Here is a 20908-nt window from a genome sequence, read left to right as displayed (position 1 = left end):
GGTATGGTCGTACTTCTATTCATTATTCTGTCACGTCTTCGTAGACGGCGACGATGCGCTCGCCCATCCGTTCCAACGCGATAGCGTCGGCGTACTCGCGGCCGTTGGAGCGCTCGCGCCGGTCGAGGATCTCCGCGAGCGCGGCGGTCAACGCTGCGTCGTCGTCGCTGACCGCACTCGGCTCGACCGGTTCGAGGCGGGTGCGGACGTCGCCGACGTCCGTCGAGACGACGGGAAGGTTGCAGGCCATCGCCTCCTTGACCGTGTTCGGCGACCCCTCGCGGCGCGAGGTCATGATCATCGCGTCGGCAGCGTTGAGGTAGTAGGGCATCCGGTGGTGCGGGACGCCGGTCGCCGTCCGGATCGACACGTCGACGCCGATGCGGTCCCGGACGCTGTCGACGATGCGCTCCGCACGCGGGTAGTTCTTCACGTCCCGCTTTGGTGGGTACGGAAAGAGGACGATGCGTTCGTCCTGCGGCCAGCCGAGTTCCTCCCGTGCAGTCGACTGGTCCATGGGTCGGAAGACGGAGAGGTCGACGCCGTGTGGGATGACCAAACACTCCCCCTCGTATATCTCTGCCATCCCCTCGGACATGACGATGACCTCGTCACAGAAGCGAGCGAACCGCTGGGTGACCGGGCCGTACTTGCCCATGAGGTCAGACCCCCACAGCGAGAGGACGACCGGGAGCTTCGGTTGGGCGACGGCCATCGGCGCGGTGAGGCCGTAGTTGGCGTGGATGAGGTCGTAGTCGTCCAGCGAGTGTGCGAGTACCGAGGGATAGAACTTCGCGTAGTCGAAGACGGAGCGTTTCCCGTCCTCGTTGGCGTCGATAGACTCCGAGCGATTCCGGCCGGGGACCGAGAGCGTCGTCAGGTCGATCCCCCGTCGCTCTAGCTCCTGGACCTGTGCCCGGAAGAACTGGGCGTCCTCGTTCGTGACGAGGTTGAGAACCCGAATCTCGGTCACCGTGTCACCGCCGTGAAGGCCGACTTCGCGATGTTCATTGCCGCACTGTCCGTCTCGATAGCGTAGTACGGGACCAGTTCGCCGGCGAACTTGCCCTTGTAGTCACAGAGCCGTCTCGTGTTCGCCCCCATCAGGTCATACGCCGTGACGTCCTCGAAGGCCGGGTCGGTGAGGACGTCCTCGATGACTTGCCAGTGGACGAGGCTGTTGACGCTGATGCCGTCGTGGTCGGCCCGCGCACCCCCCTGCCAGAAGTACGCCGCGTCGGGCCCGTACAGGACCGTCACGCCGGAGATGAAGGTACCCTCGTCGTCCCGGGCGACGTAGGCCCGCGCCCGGTCGTCGAGGCCGGTGACGAGGTCACGGACGTAGGCCCACGTGAGGGGGAAGCCGCGGTTCTGGTCGACGTACCGCTTCCGGGTCGTCTCGAACACCTCCCTTATGGCGCCGAGGCCCTCGACCGAGACGGTGACGTCGCTCTCCCGCCCTCGCCGGATGTCCCGACGGAGGCTCTTGCTGAACGATTCGAGAACGCTGTCGGGGTCCGTATCGGCGAGGTCGACGACGTACGTGAACTGCGTCGACAGGTCGAAGTCGGCCCACTGGAAGGGGCGAGGGTCGCCGTACTGCCGGGGTGTCAGCAGGCGAACGAGCGACAGTGCGCTCGTCGCGCCGAGGTCGTCGAGAACCGCCTCGACGAACTGTTTGTTGACCCGCTCGCGCTTGCGCTGTTTCGGGCTGGTCGGCATCACGATGGGGCCCAGTCGCGGGATGTTCATACCGGGCGGCGGGGACATGAGCGTCCGGCCGACGGTCCGACGCGTCTCGACGATAGGAAGCAGGCCAACGGGTTCCTGCCCTTTGAAGCCGCCGAAGAGGATGAGGTTTCCGTCGACGTGTGTCTCGATAGCCGACAGCGCCGCTGGGAGATGAAAGACCTCGTACCCGCTCGACGGAAGTGCGTCCCCCCACTCTGGGAGTGACAGTCGTTCGACTCGCATCTTGCGCTCCTGAGTCACCTGTCGACGGTATTGGTTATCTAGTTCCTACGCACGCGGTGTACAGTTCGCCGGGTGCGCCGACCCACGCACCGCGGTCGAGTGCAGCCCGCACTAACCGACGGTAGAGGCGCCCATACCCCGGGTGATCGTGGCTGAAGTATCGCGGGTGCCACAGCACCGTCATCACCGCGCCGTTCGCTTCAGCCTCGTCGAGTAAGGACGCACAAGCGGCCCAGGCCTGGTCGAACGACGCCGCCGGGTCGGGGAGTGCGGCCTCCATCACCGTCAGCGGGAACACCACGAAATCGTCGTCGAACGGCCGGAACGGCCGGTAACCGTCGGTGAATCCGTACTCGGTGGGGCTCCCGAGCGTCGCATCGTACTTCAGACCGATGGCCCGGTAGTGCTCCCACGTCTCGGGGCGCTCCAGACGGAGGTAGTGCTGCCGGCCGCCGAGGACCGGTTCGCCCAGCACCGATTCGAGGTGTGCCTTCTCCGAGCGGAGGCGCTCTCGGTCGTCGACGGATTCGTAGGAGCCGTGGAGGCCGACCTCCCACCCGCCCGACTGCAGGGTTTCGAGGAGGTCCCGTATTCGCTCGTCCTCGATGTCGTACCGGCCGGCGTACAGTTGCCAGCCCGTCATCGTCAGCCACTCGCGCGGCGACCGGTCGGTAAAGAGCGACTGCTCGTCCAAGACGTAGAACGCCGACCTGACTCCCTGTTCTCGCTCGAAGTCGAGGAGGTCGTCGAACGTCCAGTACGGGGTCCTACTGGGGGCGATATCGAGCAGGTGACTCGGGTCACGCCGCGTGAGTGCGTAAAACAGCGACTGGTAGGTCTTGTACGGGCGGTCGATATCGTGGGTGAGACAGAGCGCGAACTCGTGACCGTCGGGCACCCACTCGGTTCGTTCGCGTTGGACGCTCATCGGCCCGCTTCCAGCGTCTCCTCGACGACGACGTCGGTGACGTCGACGCGGTCTGCGAGCAGTCGTTCCCGGCGCAGGTCCCACTGTGCCGCTGACTCCGGGTTCTCGGCGATGGCTTTCACGCGAGCCACCGCCTCTCGTTCGTCGGCCACGTTGACGATGAGGCCGCGCTCGTCCAGTTCCTTGAACATCGAGATGTCGTCGTCGCCGACAAACGAGTTAGACCGGACCGCGGGCGTTCCCAGCAACCCGGCTTCGAGCGCCATCGTCTGGGAGTCCCCGACGTAGCCGTCGGCGTAGTACAGCAGGTCGTGGATATCCTCCGGCGGGACCGGGAGTCGGTACGCCTCGAAGTAGGACGGGAGTTCGGACTCGCTGGTGATGTACACCCTCCCGCGCTCAGAGAGATAGTCCACGAGGTCGCGTTTGGCCTCGCGGCTGAAGCCCGAGCGACCCACGTCGTGATGGGCCGCCCACGAGACGAACCGGAGGACGTAGTACGGTTCGTCGACGGCGACGCCGTGGTCACGCAGGCTCGACGGGTCCGGATCGAAGCGGTCCGGGTGGAGGTAGGCGAGTTCGTGGTAGCCGTCGTAGCGGCGGTGTTTCTCCCCGAGGTCCATCTCGAAACACGCTGGCGTGCAGATACGCGACGTGAACGGGACCGTGAACCGTCGGAGCGAACGCGTCTCCACCTCGTCGTCGGTGAACGTGACACTCGGGGTTCCGGTCAGTCGGGCCGCCTGTGCGGCAACGGGGCTGAGGTGGCTGACGACGACGTCAGAGCCGAACGAGCGGATGGCCCGAATCAGTTTCAGTTCGCGCAGCGCCCACTCCAGAATGAGCCGCGGCGTCGAGTCCGCCTGCGTCGAGAGCACCCGATAGTCGATGTCGTATGCGTCCAGCAGGTCCGTCGTCACCTCCTTCTCGCGGGCGGTGACGTACGTCTCGTGGCCTCTCCCTTCCAGTTCCCAGATGGCGTGCTTGAACAGGTGGACGTGGGCCGGGTGACCAACCTCGAAGTGGACGTTCATCGCAGCAGCGTCAGCCCCCGTTTTCCGACGTTGGTGACGGCGTCCTTTGCTGCCTCTGCGACCAGTTCCGGCGTCGAGTCGGCCCATCGGTTGGGGTGTGTCAACAGACACGCCCGGTCGACCCGACGATTCCGAAGGAGCGTCTGGAGGTCCGCCGTCGAGTCGGCGCTGACGCGTTTCTCGCCTTCGCCCATCGTGTGGTCCTTTATCTTGAGCGCGCCGTCGCGCCACGTCCGCCCGGTGTCCGAGAAGTAGGTCACGTCGGTGAAGTCCATCGAGAGGTACGCCTCCCCGACGATGCCGTACGGTTCGAGGTCCGCCGGGTCGTCCCACATGTCTCGGTTGTCGTGGGCCGTCAGCGGGTTGCCGTGCATACAGACGGTGTCGACGGTGACGTGTTCGCGCAGGCGAGCGAGGTGGTCGGCGAAGGACGCTCTGGCGGCCTCGACGTCGCCGTCGGCGCGGTCTAAGTCCTCGTAGTGGTAGCCAACTTCGTGGCCGAGCGCTTCCAGACGGTCGAGTATCTCGGGGTCGAACACCTTCTCGATGGTGCGGACGTAGTACGTGCTCGAAACGTCCCGTTCGGCCTCGATGCGTGCGAACCGGACCGAGTTCTCGGGCTTGCGGTCCACGTCGTGGCGGAGAAGCAGGAACCGCTCTGGCAAGTCCTCGCGCAGAATGTACTCCCTGACCGTCAGGAAGTCGTATCCGGCCTCGATACCGGTGTCTAGCAACTCCGCGTAGGCATCGTCGGTGAAGTCACGCGTCATCGGTAGGCGTTCGCGGCGTCGAGGTGCTCGGGTAGCGGGCGATGTTTCGCCGGCGAACCGACCGCCAGCGTCCGGGGCGGCACGTCGTCGGTGACGACGGCACCAGCCGCGACGAACGAGCGCTCGCCGACGGTGACGCCGGGCAGGAGCGTCGCGTTCGCGCCGATAGAGACGTCGTCTTCGAGGGTCGGGCCGACGAGGTCGACGCCCATTCGGAGGGGATACGGGTCGTTCGTCAGCGTCGCTCGCGGGCCGAGGAACACCCGGTCGCCGACGACCGTCTTCGGCGGGACGTAGACGCCGGTCTGCATACTCACTTCGTCACCGACGTCTGTCTGCCCGTCGATGACCGTCTGCGTGCCGACGACCACGCCGTGGCCGAGCGTCGTCTCCTCGCGGATGACGGCGTTGTGTCCCGTCTGTAACCCGTCACCGATGACGACGTCGGGGTATATCACCGACCCGGAGCGGACGACGCCGTCGTCGCCGATGCTGACAGGGGTCTGCTCGCCCTCCGGCGGCAGGATGTGTGCCGATTCGGCGATGCGGCACCCGTTCCCGAGCTGACACTTACTCATGGGCTCGGCCTCCGTGAGGGCTGTCGGTACGTCTCGAATCGGTCGACGCTGTGGGACCCGGTCATCTACGCTCTGTCGGAGATTTCCGCCAGTTCCGGGCTTTGTTATGGGCGTCCTGTGAATCCGACAGTCGCTATCGGCCGCCGTCGGCGTGTCGTAACCTGACGCTACAGACGGCTTACCGGCCCGTCACCGTCGCATAACCAAGGTGGGTGACCGCCACTCGGGAACAAATGGGAACTGTCGTCGTCTCCGTCGATGCGGAACTCGGCTGGGGCTTCCACGACTATCCGGCCGAGGACCGTCCGATAGAACGTATCGAGCGGGCACGCTGGGGCTGGCAGCGCCTCGTCGACCTGTTCGAGGAGTTCGACGTCCCGGCGACGTGGGCCGTCGTCGGCCACCTGTTCGAGGAGTCGTGTAACGGAGCCCACGTCGGTCACCCGTCGCCGCCGGGGTGGTTCGAACACGAGCGGGACCCGGATCCGATGCCCGAAGAACTCCGTTTCGCGCCGGACCTGATTCGCCTGCTCGTCGAGGGACCGGTCGACCACGAGGTGGGCTGTCACACCTACTCGCACGTGCTGTTCGGCGCCGACTACGCGACGCCGGAACTCGCCGACGCGGAGTGTCGGCGGGCCGTCGAGGCCGCCGAGGCCGCCGGCGTCTCGTTACACTCCTTCGTGTTCCCGCGCAACCGAGTCGGCCATCGGGACGCCCTCGCGAACGCCGGATTCACCGCCTATCGTGGGACGGCACCCTCGCCCGGCGTCGACGGACCCGTCGTCGGCGCCGCTCGAAAGCTGGCGCGGGCGACGGTGGTCGAGGACCCGCCGCCGCTCGTGACCCCGACCGTCGACGAGTACGGCCTCGTGAACGTCCCGGCGTCGATGTACCTCTTCGAGTTCGAGGGAGTCGCCCGACAGGTGTTCTCCGCGACGGTCGGCGACCCAGTCGTCAAGCAGGCTCGCCTCGGTATCGACGCCGCGGCGAGAAAAGATGGCGTCTGTCACCTCTGGTTACACCCGAACAACGTCACCGAGGAGAGCGACGTCGTCCGCCTCCGTGCGATACTCGATTACCTCGACCGGACACGTGAGTCCGCCGACCTCACTGTCGAGACGATGTCCGACGTCGCGCGGCGGACGTTACGGGCCGAATCGCCGCCCGTCGCCGACGGTAACACGTCGTAGTACATCGAATACGCGACGTTGCGACGGCTCGCTCACTCGCTCCCGGACTGCGCTACCGACGCCGAGTCCTCGTCTACCGACCCCCCTTCTGCGGGGACCGCGTCCTCCTGTAACCGCTGTTCGGCCTCGTCGCGGTCCTCGGGATACCCCACGTCGACGCGCCAGCCGTCCATGCGGATGGCGTCGATGGTCCGGCCGGAGTGAAGCAGGAGGTCGATGGCGTCGCTGATCTCGTACTCGCCGCGGTTCGAAGGCTGGACGAGGTGGCAAGCGTGGAAGATAGCCGGCGTAAGGGTGTAGAAGCCGGTCATCACGAGATTGGAGGGAGGGTCCTCGGGTTTCTCGACGACTTCGGTTATCTCGCCGTACTTGTTGGTGTCACAGACGCCGTACCTGCTGGCTTCCTCCCACGGCACTTCCTCGACGAGGAAGGCGGCGTCGGCCCGGTCCTCGCGCTGGCGCGTTATCACGTCACAGAGGTTAGCCTCGAAGATGTTGTCCCCCAGCAGCAGCATGAAGTCGTCGTCGACGTGTTCCTCGACCGTGAGGAGGGCCTTCGCGAGGCCGTTCTGTTCGCGCTGGTGGGTGTACGTGATTGGCACGCCCTCGAACTCGTCTTCGTAGTAATCGATGATGGCTTGCTTCTTGTAGCCGACCACGACGTACAGTTCCTCGGCACCGAGGGCCAGTAACTGTTCGAAGCAGTGCGTGAGGATGGGCTTGCCCGCGACTTCGACCATCCCCTTCGGTTTGTCCTCGGTGAGCGGGCGGAGCCGCGTTCCCTGACCGGCAGCCAGTATCACAGCGTCCATCGTACCGGGGAGGCGGGGTCCCGAGAGAAAGGTATGGTGTGCCTTCACCCGGTAAGCGGCGTTTTCAGGCCTCGATGTCGTTGTCTCCCGTCTCGAGGCTGGGGAGTCCGAGCAGTTGGCGGGCCGCCGACGGGGTGGCGACGTCGCGGAGCGAGTAACGTGTCCGTTCGGCGGCCTGCCTGACGAGTTGGGCGTTGCGTTCGACCGGCGTCTCCGGGGCGACAAAGAGGTTGTCCTCCATCCCGACGACGGGGTGGGCCCCGAGGAAGAACGCCATGGCCGTCAGCGGATACTGGTTCGGGCCGGTCGCCCGCACGAGGCACGTCGCCCGCTCGGGGGCCGCATCCAGCAGCGAGATGACGGTCATCGGCGTCGCGACGGTCCCGCCCCCCGCCCCGAACAACAGCGTCAGGACCGGTGGGTCGTCGAGGGCGGACTGCTCAAGCAGTCGGAAGACCTCCTGCAGGTCGCGGCCGTTGGTCACCAGCAGGTTCGGTCGGATGTCGCGTTTCACCAGTTCCTCGACGAGTCTGTCGACGTCACGACGGGACGTCTCGGAGCCGTCGCGGTAGCCGTACTGCGCCGGACCGACCCGGACGGACGCCAAATCCGGTGCCGGCCCCTCGTCTATGATTGTGAGGAAGTCGCCCGCCGAACACGCCGGTTCGACGGCGTACTCGACGAGCACGTCGTCCTGACAGAGGTCTCTGACCGCCGAGCCAAACGCCGGTAGCCGTGACGGGGACGGGTTGCCGTCTGCGCCACGCCCGTGGAGGTGGGCCAGCGTCGCGCCGAACGAGGCGGATTCGTACACCTGTTCTGCGACGTCCTCGGGTGTGACTGGAAGCGAGTCGTTCACGTCTGTCGAATACCGGTAGCCCGTCGGCGCGACACCGAGTATCGTCTCGTGGCCGCGAATGTAGTCGTCGTATGTCATCGTCACCCACACCTATAGTGGTGTGTGTGAGCACACCACCTTCCGGTGGATAGTTATGGAGTTCTTTAATTCGGCCTCATTCGCGCAATTCCACGAGGGCGTCGGCGCTTGCGACGATGAACGCATCCTCCAGCAGATGGGACTCCTCTGCGGGCAGGAAGACGTACTTCTCGTCAGTCTCCGACTGGATGACGGTGAGTTCCTCCATCTCGTAGTCTAAGTTCTCGTGGGGTCGGGTCGTCGGGACGTCGTCCCACTCGTTGTTCGAGAACATGATCAGCCGTGGTAGATGTACAGTTCACCGTCGCCCTGCACGTCGACGTCGCGGAGGCGTCCGCTGTAGTAGTAGGCATCGACGCCGTTACCGACGTGTCCGGCGACGACTCTGCAACCGATGCTGTCTTCTCTCTCGTCGGCCGCCGTTCCGCTGTTGACGACTTTCGTCCGCTCCTCGTCGACGACGACGTCGCCGGTGACGGAGAACGTGTAGGTGGCCGCTTCCTCGGCGTCGCCGGTCCCGTCTATCTCGATGCGGTTGGGGTATCCCTCCGGAGCCGAGGACTTCTCGGTGCCGGTGTCGCTTCGCGAGTCGCTCGCGTTGGACGACGACTGGCTTCGCTGCTGACTGGCTGCCTCGGTGCTGTCCGTGGTACTCGTCTCGGTGGATTCGGACGTAGCGGTCTCAGTTGGTTCGGGAGTGGCGGTCTCTGTAGGTTTGGGAGTGGCCGTTTCGGTCTCCGTGGGTTCGGGCGTCGCCGTCTCCGTGGGTTCGGGCGTCGCCGTTTCGGTCTCCGTGGGTTCGGGCGTCGCCGTTTCGGTCTCCGTGGGTTCGGGCGTCGCCGTTTCGGTCTCCGTGGGTTCGGGCGTCGCCGTCTCCGTGGGTTCGGGAGTAGCCGTTTCGGTCTCCGTGCTCTCCTCGGTCGAGTTCTCGGTACTCGTCTCCGTAGTGGTCGCCGTCTCGGTCTCCGTACTCGTCGTCGATTCGCTATCGACCGTCGTGCTCGCGGATTCGCCGCCGACGGGCGTCCAGATGGCGTAGTCCGTATTCGCGGGCGTGGCCTCACTCCCGGTGACGGCCTCGAACCCGTCGGGCACGTCCGTCGGACCGCTGCCTGTGAGTTGGATGTTCTCGCCGGTCCAGTTGCCCGAGACGCCCCACTCCGTGTCGAACGGTTCGTTGTCGCCCTCGTTCGTGATGCGGCAGTTCCGGACGACGCCGGAGCCACCCTCCCCGCGCTCGTGGAAGTCGATGCAGGGACCGCCGATGTCGCTCCAGTTGAAGTCACAGTCCTCGATGACGACGCTCTGGCCCGCGTCGTCGATTTTGATGCCTCGCTGTGCGACGCCGCCGCCGGTCTCGGAGGGCGCCTCCTCGGTCGCTTCGAAGTAACAGCCGCGGACGACGCTGTCGCCCGGCGCGAAGCGCACGCCGGCCGAGTTGGTGTTCCGGAAGACGCAGTCTTCGACGATTACCGTCCCGTTGCCACCCGTGTAGGGGTCAGAGACGTAGCAGGCGACGTTACCGAGTTGCGCGAAGTAGCAGGCCTTTATGAGGAGGGTCCCGGCGTGGTCGGACCCGGCGTAGACGCCGGTCGAGTCCGAGTTCTCGACGGTGCCGTCGGGGACGTTGACGTTGACGACTTCCATCGTCGCACCCTCGTCGGCGCCGACGCGCCAGCGGGACTGCTCCTCGCCGCGCTTGCCGCGGATGGTGATGTTCTCGACGCGGACGGTCCCGCTCGTCGCCCGTATGGTGGGCCTAACTGTCGTCTCGGGGTCGTCCGGGCGGTTGAAGGTGACGCCGTCGGTGGACCCGACGAGCGCGGCGTTGGCGACGTCGCCGCCGAGGCCGTCACCCGTGTATTCGTACTCGCCGGCCGGAATCAGCACTTCGTTCCCGTCGACGAAGAACTCCTCCAGATAGGGGTCGATAAGCTCCCCGTTCTGCAGGCCTTCGTCGGCGAGGTCGACGGTCGTATCGGCCGCGAACGCACCGGTGACCGCCGTACTCCCGACGGCAGCCGTCGCGGCGACGCCGACGGTCTTCATGAATGTGCGGCGATTCGTACGATGTCCTTTCTCGGCTGTGTCGTCGTCGTGGCTTCCTGCCATATCTCGGCAGGCACAACCTACCTGAAAAGGTGTTCTGACCACCTGCTGCGTAGGGTACTCCTACTTACCCGAGAATACTCACCAATTACGTTCGGCCTCCTTACCACCCGTAGTTGGTTCCTCGTAGAGAACCGTTAATTCAGGTCGTTGCGGAACACGCGAAGAAATAGTTCGATAAGATGAATCTACTCTTGAGTAACGTGTGTCTAGGAATCACATACCGTGGCTCGGTGGCGGTAAGGCTCAGATAACAAAGCCCGCAGCCGCGAGAGTCGGCCACGATGCGGACACTGCTGTTGGGGTTGGATGGGACTTGTCGCTCCGTACTCGACCCGCTGTTCGAGGCGGACGTAACGCCGACGCTTTCGGGACTCTTCGAGGAGAGCGCCAGCGGTCCCCTGACCTCGCAACTCCCGCCGTGGACGCCGAGCGCGTGGCCGTCGCTGTACACCGGCGTCAACCCCGGGAAACACGGCGTCTACGGCTTCCTCCGCTTCGACGGCTACGACCACGACGTCGTGGACGCGACGGACGTTCGCGCCCACGCGCTCTGGGAGCTGCTCGACCACCACGGGCACAGCAGCGTCGTCGTGAACGTCCCGGTGACAGCCCCCGCGAGCGCAGTCGAGGGGGCGGTAATCCCGGGTTACGTCTCCCCGGAGGACCCGCCGGGCCACCCCGAGGGAGTCCTCGACGACGTGCGTGAAGCCATCGGATCGTACACCGTCTACGGACCGATGGACACGCCGGGCGAGGCCGAACTGGCGGACGTGGCCGCCCACGCGAAGACCAGAGGCGACGCCTTCGCCTACCTCATCGACCGATTCGACCCCGACTTCGGCTTTCTGGAATTCCAGCAGACCGACACGGTGTTCCACCGCCGACCGGAGGACACCGAGGCCGTCGAGTGCGTGTTCGGGGCCGTCGACGACGCCGTGGCGACGGCCCTCGACGCGGCGGCCCCGGACAACGTACTCGTGGTCAGCGACCACGGCATCGGCCCCTACGACGGGCACGAAATCCGCGTTAACGAGTGCTTACGGGACTGGAACCTGCTGGAGACGACGACTGGCGGAGAGGGGATGCCATCGTGGGACGCCATCGCCCGCCGCCGCCTCCAGCAGGGTGAGAGCGGCGGGACGCCCGACCCCGGCCTGTTGGAACGAGGCGTGGGCCTCCTCGCTCGCGCCGGCGTGACGAGTCAGCGCGTCGAGGCCGTCCTCGAACCGCTGGGCCTCGCCGAGGTCGTCGCTCGAATCGCACCGACCGACGCCGTCAGAGCGGGGACGGAGCAAGTCGACTTCCGGGCCTCGCAGGCGTACATGCGCGACCGCATCGAACTGGGCGTGCGTCTCAATCTCGCCGGCCGCGAACCCGATGGCGTCGTCCAGCCAGACGCGTACGAGTCGACGCGCCGCGACGTCATCGATCGACTCGCGACCCTCGAAGACCCCGACGGGAACCCGGTCTTCGAGGAGGTGCTCCCCAGAGAGGCCGTCTTCGACGGGCCCTACGTCGAGGACGCGCCGGACGTGCTGGTCGTCCCCCGGGCGTTCGAGAACTTCCTCAACGGCTCCCTGCTCGGCGAGTGGTTCGGGACGCCGCGAGAGCCGTGGAACCACAAACGCGACGGCGTCCTCGCCGCGACGGGCCCGGCCGTCGATACGTCGGCGTCGCTCGCTGACGCACACCTGTTCGACGTGGCACCGACAGTCCTGAGTACGTTCGGGGTCCCGCGGGACGAGCGGATGGACGGGACCCCCCTCCCGATAGTCGACCCGACACCGGTCGAGCAGTACCCCGACTACGAGACGACGGAGCGACGGGTTCGGGACGACCACGACGTGGCCGACCGACTCGCCAACCTCGGCTATCTCTCGGACGGAGAGTGACCACCGCCGCGGTCACGAACAGTCACACGCGCCGGTACTCACGCGGCTGGGATTCTCGAGCGACTGGAGGCGGAGGTCACGCCGGTCGAGTTGTGCCCGTTCGGTCACCAGTGGCGTCCCCGTGACGGTGATGGACGACCGACGGAGGGCGGAGCCGGCCGACTGGACGACGGTGACACCGTTCCGCCCCCGTCCGGTCTGGCAGACACAGAGACCGTCGAGGAGCGTCCCGTCCCGTTCGTGTATCATGACCGCCGTGTTCCCGGCGGCGGACCCGTCGACGGTGAGGTTCCGAATCTGCAACGGGAATCGACGCTGTGCGCTGCTGCCGTTCTTCGGTGCTTTCGCCCAGAGCGCCCGGACGCCGTCGGCCCGGACGGTGACGTGGGTGTTCCGAATCGTGGCCGATTCGAGCCAGTTGGCGCAGGTGATGGCACCGTCGCTGCCCGTCACTCGGTCCATCACGACGCGACAGCCATCAACGAGGACGTCCGCTCCCTCGCGGAGGCGGATGCCGCGCATGTTCTGGACGCCGCGACGGGCCTCGGTACAGCGGACGGTCACGCCCCTGACGGTCGCCGGGCCGCTCACCCGGACGTTCGAGATACCACTGTTCTCGTAGTGACCGCCGACGACGTCGACGCGCCCCCTCGCGGGGGAGGCGTAGAGGCCGTTGTCCGGGAACCTGCTAACGACGCAGTCTTCGAACCGGAGGTGGCCGCGATGGTCCTCGCCGACGTAACAGCCGGTGTTCCGGTACTGCGGGGCACCGCCGTCCGGCATACTGAGCCGTCGGATGACGCCTGTCCCGTCGGGGTCCGTGACGCCGAACCGCATCCCGTCCTGGTTCATATCGAACTCGCCACGCACGGAGACGTCCGAGACGTACAGGCCGTCGGCGACGGTCAGATGGAGCGGTCGTGGCCCGGTGTTCCCCTGTCGGAAGTCGAACGTCAACCCCTCGACGGCGAGATCGGTGGCGTCTCCGCTGCGACCCAGTCCGAACAGCGGCCCGCCGAAGTTCGGGACGGTGGTGATGGTCGCCTCCGGGCCGACGATGCCCAACTGGTGGAACTCATCGACGTACCAGTGTTCGTCCAGCAGGTACTCGCCGGGCGGGAACCGGACCAGCGTGTGGTCGGCGTCTATCGACTGGAGCGTCGAGTGGATAGAGACGGACCCCGTCGGGTCGGCACCTTCCTCGACGACGTCGACGACCTGCTCGTAGTCCGCTGGTTCGGGCGTCGACGTTACCGGGTCGGCCGACGTCGGCGTCTCGTACGAAACTGCCGTATCGGCGGTGGTCGGCCGCGGCGTCTCTGCTGTCGGCGTCTCTGTCCTCGGCTCGCCGTCCTCGCGCGGACAGCCGGCGAGGGCGCCGAGCAGCCCCGCGGTTCCCAGCCGAGCGAGTAGCCGACGGCGCGTCCACTCCCTTGACATACCGTCCCTGACGGCGAGTATCGAATTGTTATGGTGACTGTATCCCGGGTAAGCCCTCGTTTCTCTCAGTCGTCGCCGACAGCGGTCGAGACAGGGGCCGAAGACGCCTCGCCGTCGGTCGGCGGGCTCTCGGTGACGGACGGGTCGAGGCGGTCATCGAGATGCTGTTCGTAGTCGCGGTCCACTAACAGCGCCCCGACGAGGAAGACGGTGCCGACGAGTAGCGACCCGAGCAGCCGCGGCAGCGCTTCGAGGAGAGACCGGTCGCTCCGTATCGTATCGACGACGCCGCCGAGGACGGTCGTCGCCGCGGCGGCAAACAGCGCGAGCATCGAGTACGGCCCCTCGTAGAGGTGTTTGGTCCGCAGGCGCCAGAGGTAGTTCCGCAGGAGCATCCCCGACACCTTCGGGATGTACGAGCGATAGGCGATGTGGCTCTCCTCGTCCCCGTAGTTCGCCGGCCGCGGAACGTCGACGACCCGGAGGCCCGCGACGTTCAACCTGACGAGGAGGTCGTTGCAGTAGCCGTAGTACTCGTACATGTCCTCGATACCGGCCTCCTCGAGGGCGTGCAGCGAGATGGCGGTGTAGCCGTTCTGCGGGTCGCCAATAGTCCAGTAGCCGCTCGCGATGCGAGTCAGCCACGTGAGGATGCGGTTGCCGACGTAGCGAAAGCGGGGCATCCCGCTCTGATGGGCCTCGTTCAGGAGTCGGTTCCCCTTGACGTAGTCGGCCTCGCCCTCGACGACCGGACGGATGACGCCTTCGAGCAGTTCCGGTTGCATCTGTGCGTCCCCGCCCATGACCGCAGTCACGTCGATGCCGTCCTCGCGGGCGGCGAGGTACCCGGTCTTTATCGCGCCACCGACGCCACGGTTGGCGTCGTGCCTGATGGGAACGACCCGACGAGAGAAGCCGTTTCTGGAGGCGCTCGCAGCGTTGATTCGCTCTGCTGTCCGGCATATCTCCTCCCAGGTACCGTCGGTCGACCCGTCCTCGACGGCGTATATCCGGTCGACGTAGCCGGGGATGGTCGCTATCGTCTCGCCGACGAAGCCTTCTTCGTTGTACGCCGGCACTACGACGGCGACGGTTGCGTCACGGTACATCGTCACCACGCTCCGACTCGCCGCGGACTTTCGGGACCCATTCTCGCCGGAAACTGGTGCTGTCTCGTCCATTGTTATGCTCGGCTTGTGTCACGCGTTCGGCCGGCGCGACGGGCGTCGACAGGAGACCGCCGTCGGTGTCCGGTAGCGTGGTCGTGTCGACGGCAGTAGCAGGCGCGTACCGCGGCACACAGCGCCTATAACAATACCGACAGCAGCGAGGGGATGTGACGATGACGCTGAACAGTGCGGTCGTCGGCGGCGGCATGGTGTCCGACGTACACCTCTCTGGCCTCCAGAAGTGTCCACTGACGAATCTGGTCGCGATCTGTGATGTAGACGAGTCCCGCGCCCGAGCGAAAGCGACCGAGTACGACATCGGCGCCTTCGCCGACTTCGAGGGGATGCTCGCCCGCGAGGATCTCGACTGGATTCACCTCTGTACGCCCGTCCAGACGCATCTCGATCTGGCACGAATGGCCATCGAGGACGGCATCGCAGTCCAGATAGAGAAACCCGTGACGACGTCTGCCGTCGAGGCGGAAGAACTGGAGGCGCTCGCCGACGAGCAAGACGTCCCGGTATCGGTCGTCCACAACCACAACTTCGCCCCCGCGGTCCGGAAGGCGTCTCGCCTCATCGACGGCGGGGCTATCGGCGACGTTCGGTCGGTGAACATCCTCTATACGGGCGAGACGTATCCCGACGACGTGCGCCGGGGTGCGTGGGCGTTCGACCTCCCCGGCGGCGAGTTCGAGGAGGGGCTGCCACACCCGATCTACATCGTACTGAAACTCGGCGGCTACCCGGTCGCCGAAGACGCGATTCAGGCCCAGACCGCACTCACACGGGAGTACGAGCAGGGGTTCGACTACGACAGCGTCCAGTTCCAGTACACCAGCGAGACTGACGTCCTCTGTAACGCCACCATACTGGCGAGCGATGTCCCACACAAGTCCGTCCGCATCCACGGCGAACGCGGCAGTCTCCTCGTCGACATCGTCTCCCAGACGGTGACGGTCCTCGACCGGGACTACGAAGCCTCCACGAAGGCCCGTGCGCTCACCAACGTCGACCACGTCCTCGGGCGCATCGAGGGGACGCTGGAGAACGTCGTCGCGGTCGCCCGCCGGACCCTCACCGACGACTGGGCGGCAGAACGCGACCTCGACTCGCACTACTACCAGTTCGACGTCGAGGCCAGGGCGATTCACAATGGCGACCCGATGCCGGTCCCCGTGTCCGAAGGGACGTGGACGCTCCGCATCATGGAGGAGATACGACGGGCCGCGGCGCGACCGGACGCCGGCGAGCAGATTCAACTGAACACTGATTCGCTGTAAGTGACCGTTACTGAAAGACGGTACTCCATAACAAAGCCGTACTCTTCTGAAACCCGGCCATACTCAGTCGGGCACCAGCCCGTCGGACCATCATGGAACGGGAGACACTCGCAGTCAGGAGTATCGCTCTGGTACTGCTCGTCGTCGGCGCCAGTATCGGTCCCTTAGGACCGGTCGGCTCGGCCGCGGGAAACGTCGAGAACGTCGACGACAGGCCGACCGCCTACAGCGTCGTGCAGGGTGAGCAATGTATCCCGCTTACCATCGTCGGGGACGCCTCGGAGAACGTGTCGTCGTACTACGACTACCGCGGTGGCAACGGGACGGACTACAGTTCCCACGGGACCGACGACCGGCAGGTGTCACAGGTAAGCCAGTTCTACGTCTACCGTGGGACCAACGGCGACAGCCTGCTCTTCCTCCACGACGCACGCAACGACGGTACCGGCAACGGGTCGGTGTCGATGAACATAACGAACGTCCCGGAACAGGCGTCCTGGCCCGTCGAGGACGACACCTACGACGGGCGCGACGACAACTTCGTTCACGGGGACACGAGCAGTCAGATAGACTGGATGTGGGCGGAAAACCGGACCGACGGGGCGGCGATGGTCGGCCTCGGGCACCTGAACGAGACGGCCATCCGTATCGACCCGGCCTTCGGCGAGGAGAGCTACGCCGCACAGGAGCGGGACTGGCCGTACGACCCCCTCGACTGGCGCGTCAGGAGCGGGCCGGACGAGGAACTCGTGGCGCTCGACAAAGACAGTCCAGTCGAGGTGCAGGCGGGGACCTGTCTCGACGCGGCCGTGGAGGCGAACGCGACGACGGTGAGTAGCGGCGAGACGGTGCAGTTCGACGGCGGGAACTCCACGGTCGGCCCGTCCGCGGAGTACAACTGGACGTTCGGCGACAACACGAGTGCGACGGGCGTCACGACGACGCACACGTACAACCAGACGGGGACGTTCACCGTCACGCTGACTGTCAGCAACCGGTTCGGTCGCTCCGGCACGGCGAACGTGACCATCGAAATCGTCGACGACAGCCCACCGGACGCCAGACTCGACGCACCGGCGACGGCCACGCCGAACGAGACGGTCGTCCTCGACGCCAGCAACTCCACCGACGACACGGGCATCAGCGAGTATCGGTGGGACGTGGACGGCGACGGCACGGTCGACCGGACGACGACGGCGGCCAGAACGGAGACGACGTTCGACACGGTCGGGAACCAGACGGTCGCTGTCACAGCCGTCGATACGCTGGGCCAGACTGACAGCGCGAACGCGACGATCGAAGTCGAGGCGAACGAGAGCAACGACCCGACGGCGGCCATCGACGGGCCGGCGACGGCGACGGTGAACCAGGAAGTCACCTTCGACGCTTCGAACTCGACGGTGCCCCGCGGCGGGGCAACCTACGAGTGGGACCTGAACGGCGACGGCACCGCCGAGAACGTGACCACGACCCCCTCGCTGACCACCTCGTTTGCCACTATCGGCAACCGGACCGTCCGCGTGACGATGGTCGACGCCATCGGCCGGAACGATAGCGCGAACGCGACTCTCACGGTCCAGCGCAACGCGAGCAACGACCCGGTCGCCAGACTCGACGCGCCCGCGACCGCACGCGTCGATACTGCGGTCACCTTCGACGCCTCGAACTCGACGGTGCCTCGCGGCGGGGCAACCTACGAGTGGGACCTGAACGGCGACGGCACCGCCGAGAACGTGACCACGACCCCCTCGCTGACGGCGACGTTCGATACCGCCGGCGACCGGACCATCCGCCTGACGGTCACCGACAGCACGAACGTGACGGCGACGGACAGCGCGCAAGTGACCGTCGAGCGCGCTTCACAGAGCGGTGGCGGGGGCAGTGGTGGCGGCGGCGGCAGCGACAGCGGCGGAGGCGGAGCGGGGGCCGCTCCGCCGCCTGAGCCCGACGAGGACGAACCGGCCGCGACGGCGAGCAGCGACGGGAACACCGTCACCGTCGAGAGCAACGTCGACGCCGACGTCGTCGGTGTTGGCCTCGACGACGGGACGCTCGGAAGCGGTTCGGTGAGGGTCCAGCGCATCGCGCTGGCCGACGTGGAATCGGGGAGTGCGGTGGCGGTGACCGACGAGTGGAACGGCAGCGACGGGCCGCCCCCCGGGAGCGACGAGACGATGCTGGCGCTCGGACCGAGCGTCGCGTCGGGGCCCGCCCCGTCCTCGGTCACCTACCAGTTAGCTATCGACCGGGAGGCGGTCAGAAACCGCGGTGGGTCGGTCGACTCGCTCGCCGTCGCGACGTGGAACGGGTCCGGGTGGGAGACGGCCGAGACGACGCTGGTCCGGAACGACTCGACCGTCGTCATCAACGCGACTGCCGGCCCGGAGGAACCGCTGGCCGTCGGTCTCCCGACAGCGCAGGTCGTCGGCACCGACCTCGCCATCGCCGAGTCTCCGGTCGTGAACCAGTCGGTAAACGTCTCGGTGACGCTGTCCAACAACGGGCACCGGGACGGGTCCGAGACGGTGACCACCGTCCTCGGCGGCCGCGTCGTCGCCTCCGAGCGCGTGACGATTCGAGCGGGCGAGACCGGACGCCTCACGTTCACCGTCGTCCCGACGAGGGCCGGACAGCAGCGACTCACCGTCGCCGGCCTCCAGACGACAGTCGACGTCGCGCCGGCGAGAGCCGACATCGGCCCCCCATCGGTCGACGTCGAACGCGAGACGGTCGGCACCGGGGAGTCCGTGCAAGTGCGTGCGACGTTCCGTAACGACGGGACTGTCACCGGCACCGAGAACGCCTCCTTCGTCGTCTTCGGAGAGGTGGTCGACCGGCAGTCCGTGACCGTCGCGCCCGGCGAGACGAAGACGGTCACCTTCGAGCAGCGAATCGAACATCCCGGTCAGTACACCGTCGGTGTCAACGGACAGAACGCGTCGGTGACCGTCGACGGCGAAGCGAAGACCGCCCAGACCGAGTCGTGGGTCGACACCGGCGCGGGCGGCGGCGGGTCGACGTCCCCGCTCCTGTTGGGTCTCCTCGCACTCGGTAGTATCGGGCTCGTCGCGGGCAGTATCGCCGTCCTCAGTCGACAGCTCTGAGACGAGGTCGGTCGGCGGTTCGCTCACTCGGCGCTGTCGAAGTGTGGGTGGGCAATCGAACGACCACGCTCACTGAGACACAGCGATAGTCCGTCGCCGGGTCGACCCGACACACGAGAGTTGCGACCGTTTTCGACGGCGTACGCGCCGATAGTTAGTGACGCCGTGGTCCGCATGCGGTTGCTCTCGACGCTCAGTTCGGACGTCCCCGTCGCCTGACGCCTGCTGCGACGACTGCCGATTCGCCAGACGAGAGTGTCATCGTTTCCTCGACGACTACTGACGAGTCAGCCGACACGGTGGCGCTGACCGACTGGTCCGTCGAGGTGGTGTCGGTGACCGTCACGTCCACCGCTGTTCCGTCGGTGGATGGCTCACGGGTCGCGTTCGACTCGGGTGGCACACATCCCGTGAAAGCTACCGACTAGACCGTAGACCGCTCGCGACGAGCGCACTCGCCCATCCCAAAACCTGTAGAAAGGGCGATGCGTGTGTGCTGTCCGGTGCAGACGGGTCCCACAGTGCCGGACAGCCACACTATCTGAGGGTTATCGAATGGAATCGGCTCCGACGGTGCCGGTCACTGCGGCGCGACGTCGAGTCGCAGATAGAGGACCTTGTCGGCAGACCCGTCGTCGACGGTCTCCGGCATCGGTCCGCGGACGACGTAGTACACCAATCGGAGGTCCTGACCGGCCATCGTCGGCGTGACGGTGTGGTCGTACGTCCACGTCTCGTTCACGGCGACGCGCTGTGATTGCTGGCGTAACGTCTCGCTCGCCAGTACCGTCCCGCCGTCGACGCGCTGTAGCTTCGCGACGATAGTGTAGGTGGCCGCGCTGTCGTGGTGGTTGGTCACCTCGACGACGAGCGGTTGTGACTCGCCGACGGTGCCGTTCGTCGGGTAGCCGCCGGCGACGTACTCGCCGGACTGTGACTCGGTCAGTAGCGACGCGCTGGTGTAGGACATCGACTGCGTCGGGCCGGCCAGCGCGACGGTGAGCGACCCGAGTGCGGCAACCACGGCGACACAGAGACAGACGGTCAGCGCCCGGGTCACAGCGTCGCCGCCGAGAAACCGTTCGGTCCCGGTCTGTCGGGCGATCGCGAGCGGATCGAACCGCTCGTGGGACGGGACGGCGAGGCGGCGAGCAGTCCCGACGACCACACCGACTCCGACGACGACCCACACCGTCGCGAGCACCGACTCCGTCGTCAGTCTGACACCTAGCGCCCCGAGCGTGACGGCCATCAGCGGAATCAGCGCCACGCTGACGCCGAACGCAAGCGCCAGTCGCTCACGCGCGAGGACGCCGTCGTGTGCCGCGGTCAGCGAGAGGCCGATAGCGCCCTCGCCAGCGTCCCGGTTCTGTGGCCTGCGGGGAAACAGGGCAGCGACCACGGCGTACCCCGGCGCGAAGAACACGAGGACGGACCCGATCAGAAAGCCGACCACCGTCCCGCCGACGCCGATAGTCACCGTCGCGCTGGCGAAGACGACGTACGTAAGTACGGCTATGAGGTCGACCGGGACCACGTCGAGTGTGGACGCCGCCAGACGGCGAGCGGTCTCGGTGACGCTCACGCCGCGGACCTCCGCCGGTCTGTCGTCCACTCACGGATTGCCAGAACGCTCGCCCCAGACATTGTTCGATACGGGCTATCCGGTTACATCGCTTTGT

General features: G+C 66.3%; 18 protein-coding genes. 4 read left to right on the top strand and 14 right to left on the bottom strand.

The annotated features are described in order from the left end of the window. Positions 1-22: 22 nt before the first annotated feature. The 6 genes from G9465_RS10765 to G9465_RS10740 are packed head-to-tail and all read right to left on the bottom strand — an operon-like array spanning position 23 to position 5284. Entirely contained in the window at positions 23-964 is a 942-nt protein-coding gene (locus tag G9465_RS10765) for a glycosyltransferase family 4 protein (protein WP_166973008.1), read from the bottom strand. A gap of 5 nt (positions 965-969) precedes the next feature. Then, the gene (locus G9465_RS10760) at positions 970-1974 is read right to left on the bottom strand and encodes a GNAT family N-acetyltransferase (protein WP_166969808.1); all 1005 of its coding nucleotides are present in this window, start codon (positions 1972-1974) and stop codon (positions 970-972) included. A 34-nt stretch (positions 1975-2008) separates the two neighbouring features. After that, the gene (locus tag G9465_RS10755) at positions 2009-2902 is read right to left on the bottom strand and encodes a polysaccharide deacetylase family protein (RefSeq protein ID WP_166969806.1); all 894 of its coding nucleotides are present in this window, start codon (positions 2900-2902) and stop codon (positions 2009-2011) included. Further along, positions 2899-3936, bottom strand: a complete 1038-nt coding sequence (locus G9465_RS10750) for a DUF354 domain-containing protein (RefSeq protein ID WP_166969804.1) — start codon at positions 3934-3936, stop codon at positions 2899-2901. The genes G9465_RS10755 and G9465_RS10750 overlap by 4 nt, the downstream gene beginning before the upstream one ends. Further along, positions 3933-4706 carry a hypothetical protein gene (locus tag G9465_RS10745; protein WP_166969802.1) on the bottom strand — a complete coding sequence of 258 codons (774 nt, stop codon included), beginning with the start codon at positions 4704-4706 and terminating at the stop codon, positions 3933-3935. The genes G9465_RS10750 and G9465_RS10745 overlap by 4 nt, the downstream gene beginning before the upstream one ends. Then, positions 4703-5284, bottom strand: coding sequence for an acyltransferase (locus G9465_RS10740; protein WP_166969800.1), 582 nt, complete (start codon positions 5282-5284; stop codon positions 4703-4705). The genes G9465_RS10745 and G9465_RS10740 overlap by 4 nt, the downstream gene beginning before the upstream one ends. A 233-nt stretch (positions 5285-5517) precedes the next feature. Here G9465_RS10740 and G9465_RS10735 point away from each other — a divergent pair, with 233 nt between their 5' ends. After that, positions 5518-6477: a polysaccharide deacetylase family protein gene (locus tag G9465_RS10735; RefSeq protein ID WP_166969798.1), complete on the top strand. Its 960-nt coding sequence runs from the start codon at positions 5518-5520 to the stop codon at positions 6475-6477. Between the two features lie 32 nt (positions 6478-6509). Here G9465_RS10735 and aglF read toward each other — a convergent pair whose 3' ends face one another. From aglF to G9465_RS10715, 4 genes are all read right to left on the bottom strand, one after another. Beyond that, entirely contained in the window at positions 6510-7289 is a 780-nt protein-coding gene (aglF, locus tag G9465_RS10730; protein ID WP_166969796.1) for a UTP--glucose-1-phosphate uridylyltransferase AglF, read from the bottom strand. Between the two features lie 64 nt (positions 7290-7353). Then, positions 7354-8226 carry a 3-keto-5-aminohexanoate cleavage protein gene (locus G9465_RS10725; protein ID WP_166969794.1) on the bottom strand — a complete coding sequence of 291 codons (873 nt, stop codon included), beginning with the start codon at positions 8224-8226 and terminating at the stop codon, positions 7354-7356. Positions 8227-8302: 76 nt separating this feature from the next. Then, on the bottom strand, positions 8303-8500 hold the full coding sequence (locus G9465_RS10720) for a hypothetical protein (protein ID WP_166969792.1): 198 nt from the start codon (positions 8498-8500) through the stop codon (positions 8303-8305). A 2-nt stretch (positions 8501-8502) separates the two neighbouring features. Continuing rightward, on the bottom strand, positions 8503-10338 hold the full coding sequence (locus G9465_RS10715) for a right-handed parallel beta-helix repeat-containing protein (protein WP_166969789.1): 1836 nt from the start codon (positions 10336-10338) through the stop codon (positions 8503-8505). Positions 10339-10619: 281 nt separating this feature from the next. Between G9465_RS10715 and G9465_RS10710 the strand changes: the two genes are divergently transcribed. After that, the gene (locus G9465_RS10710; protein WP_166969787.1) at positions 10620-12230 is read left to right on the top strand and encodes an alkaline phosphatase family protein; all 1611 of its coding nucleotides are present in this window, start codon (positions 10620-10622) and stop codon (positions 12228-12230) included. Between the two features lie 12 nt (positions 12231-12242). On the opposite strand, the gene G9465_RS10705 is transcribed toward G9465_RS10710, so the two are convergent. Next, positions 12243-13670, bottom strand: a complete 1428-nt coding sequence (locus G9465_RS10705; protein ID WP_166969785.1) for a hypothetical protein — start codon at positions 13668-13670, stop codon at positions 12243-12245. Between the two features lie 65 nt (positions 13671-13735). Beyond that, positions 13736-14779, bottom strand: coding sequence for a glycosyltransferase family 2 protein (locus G9465_RS10700; RefSeq protein WP_166973006.1), 1044 nt, complete (start codon positions 14777-14779; stop codon positions 13736-13738). 233 nt (positions 14780-15012) lie between these two features. Between G9465_RS10700 and G9465_RS10695 the strand changes: the two genes are divergently transcribed. Together G9465_RS10695 and G9465_RS10690 are read left to right on the top strand one after the other, a co-directional pair. Beyond that, positions 15013-16122, top strand: a complete 1110-nt coding sequence (locus tag G9465_RS10695; protein WP_166969783.1) for a Gfo/Idh/MocA family protein — start codon at positions 15013-15015, stop codon at positions 16120-16122. Positions 16123-16214: 92 nt separating this feature from the next. Continuing rightward, positions 16215-19226: a PKD domain-containing protein gene (locus G9465_RS10690; RefSeq protein ID WP_166969781.1), complete on the top strand. Its 3012-nt coding sequence runs from the start codon at positions 16215-16217 to the stop codon at positions 19224-19226. A 193-nt stretch (positions 19227-19419) separates the two neighbouring features. Here the strand turns inward: G9465_RS10690 and G9465_RS10685 are convergent, their stop codons facing one another. Beyond that, positions 19420-19629 carry a hypothetical protein gene (locus G9465_RS10685; RefSeq protein ID WP_166969779.1) on the bottom strand — a complete coding sequence of 70 codons (210 nt, stop codon included), beginning with the start codon at positions 19627-19629 and terminating at the stop codon, positions 19420-19422. Between the two features lie 177 nt (positions 19630-19806). Then, positions 19807-20811 (bottom strand): DUF1616 domain-containing protein, encoded by a 1005-nt coding sequence (locus G9465_RS10680; protein WP_166969777.1) that lies wholly within the window; start codon positions 20809-20811, stop codon positions 19807-19809. Positions 20812-20908: the final 97 nt, after the last annotated feature.

Origin of the sequence: Haloarcula sp. JP-L23 (assembly GCF_011602445.1) — an archaeon.
Taxonomy (GTDB): Archaea; Halobacteriota; Halobacteria; order Halobacteriales; family Haloarculaceae; genus Haloarcula; species Haloarcula pellucida.
This window is presented reverse-complemented; position numbering and strand designations above follow the sequence as displayed.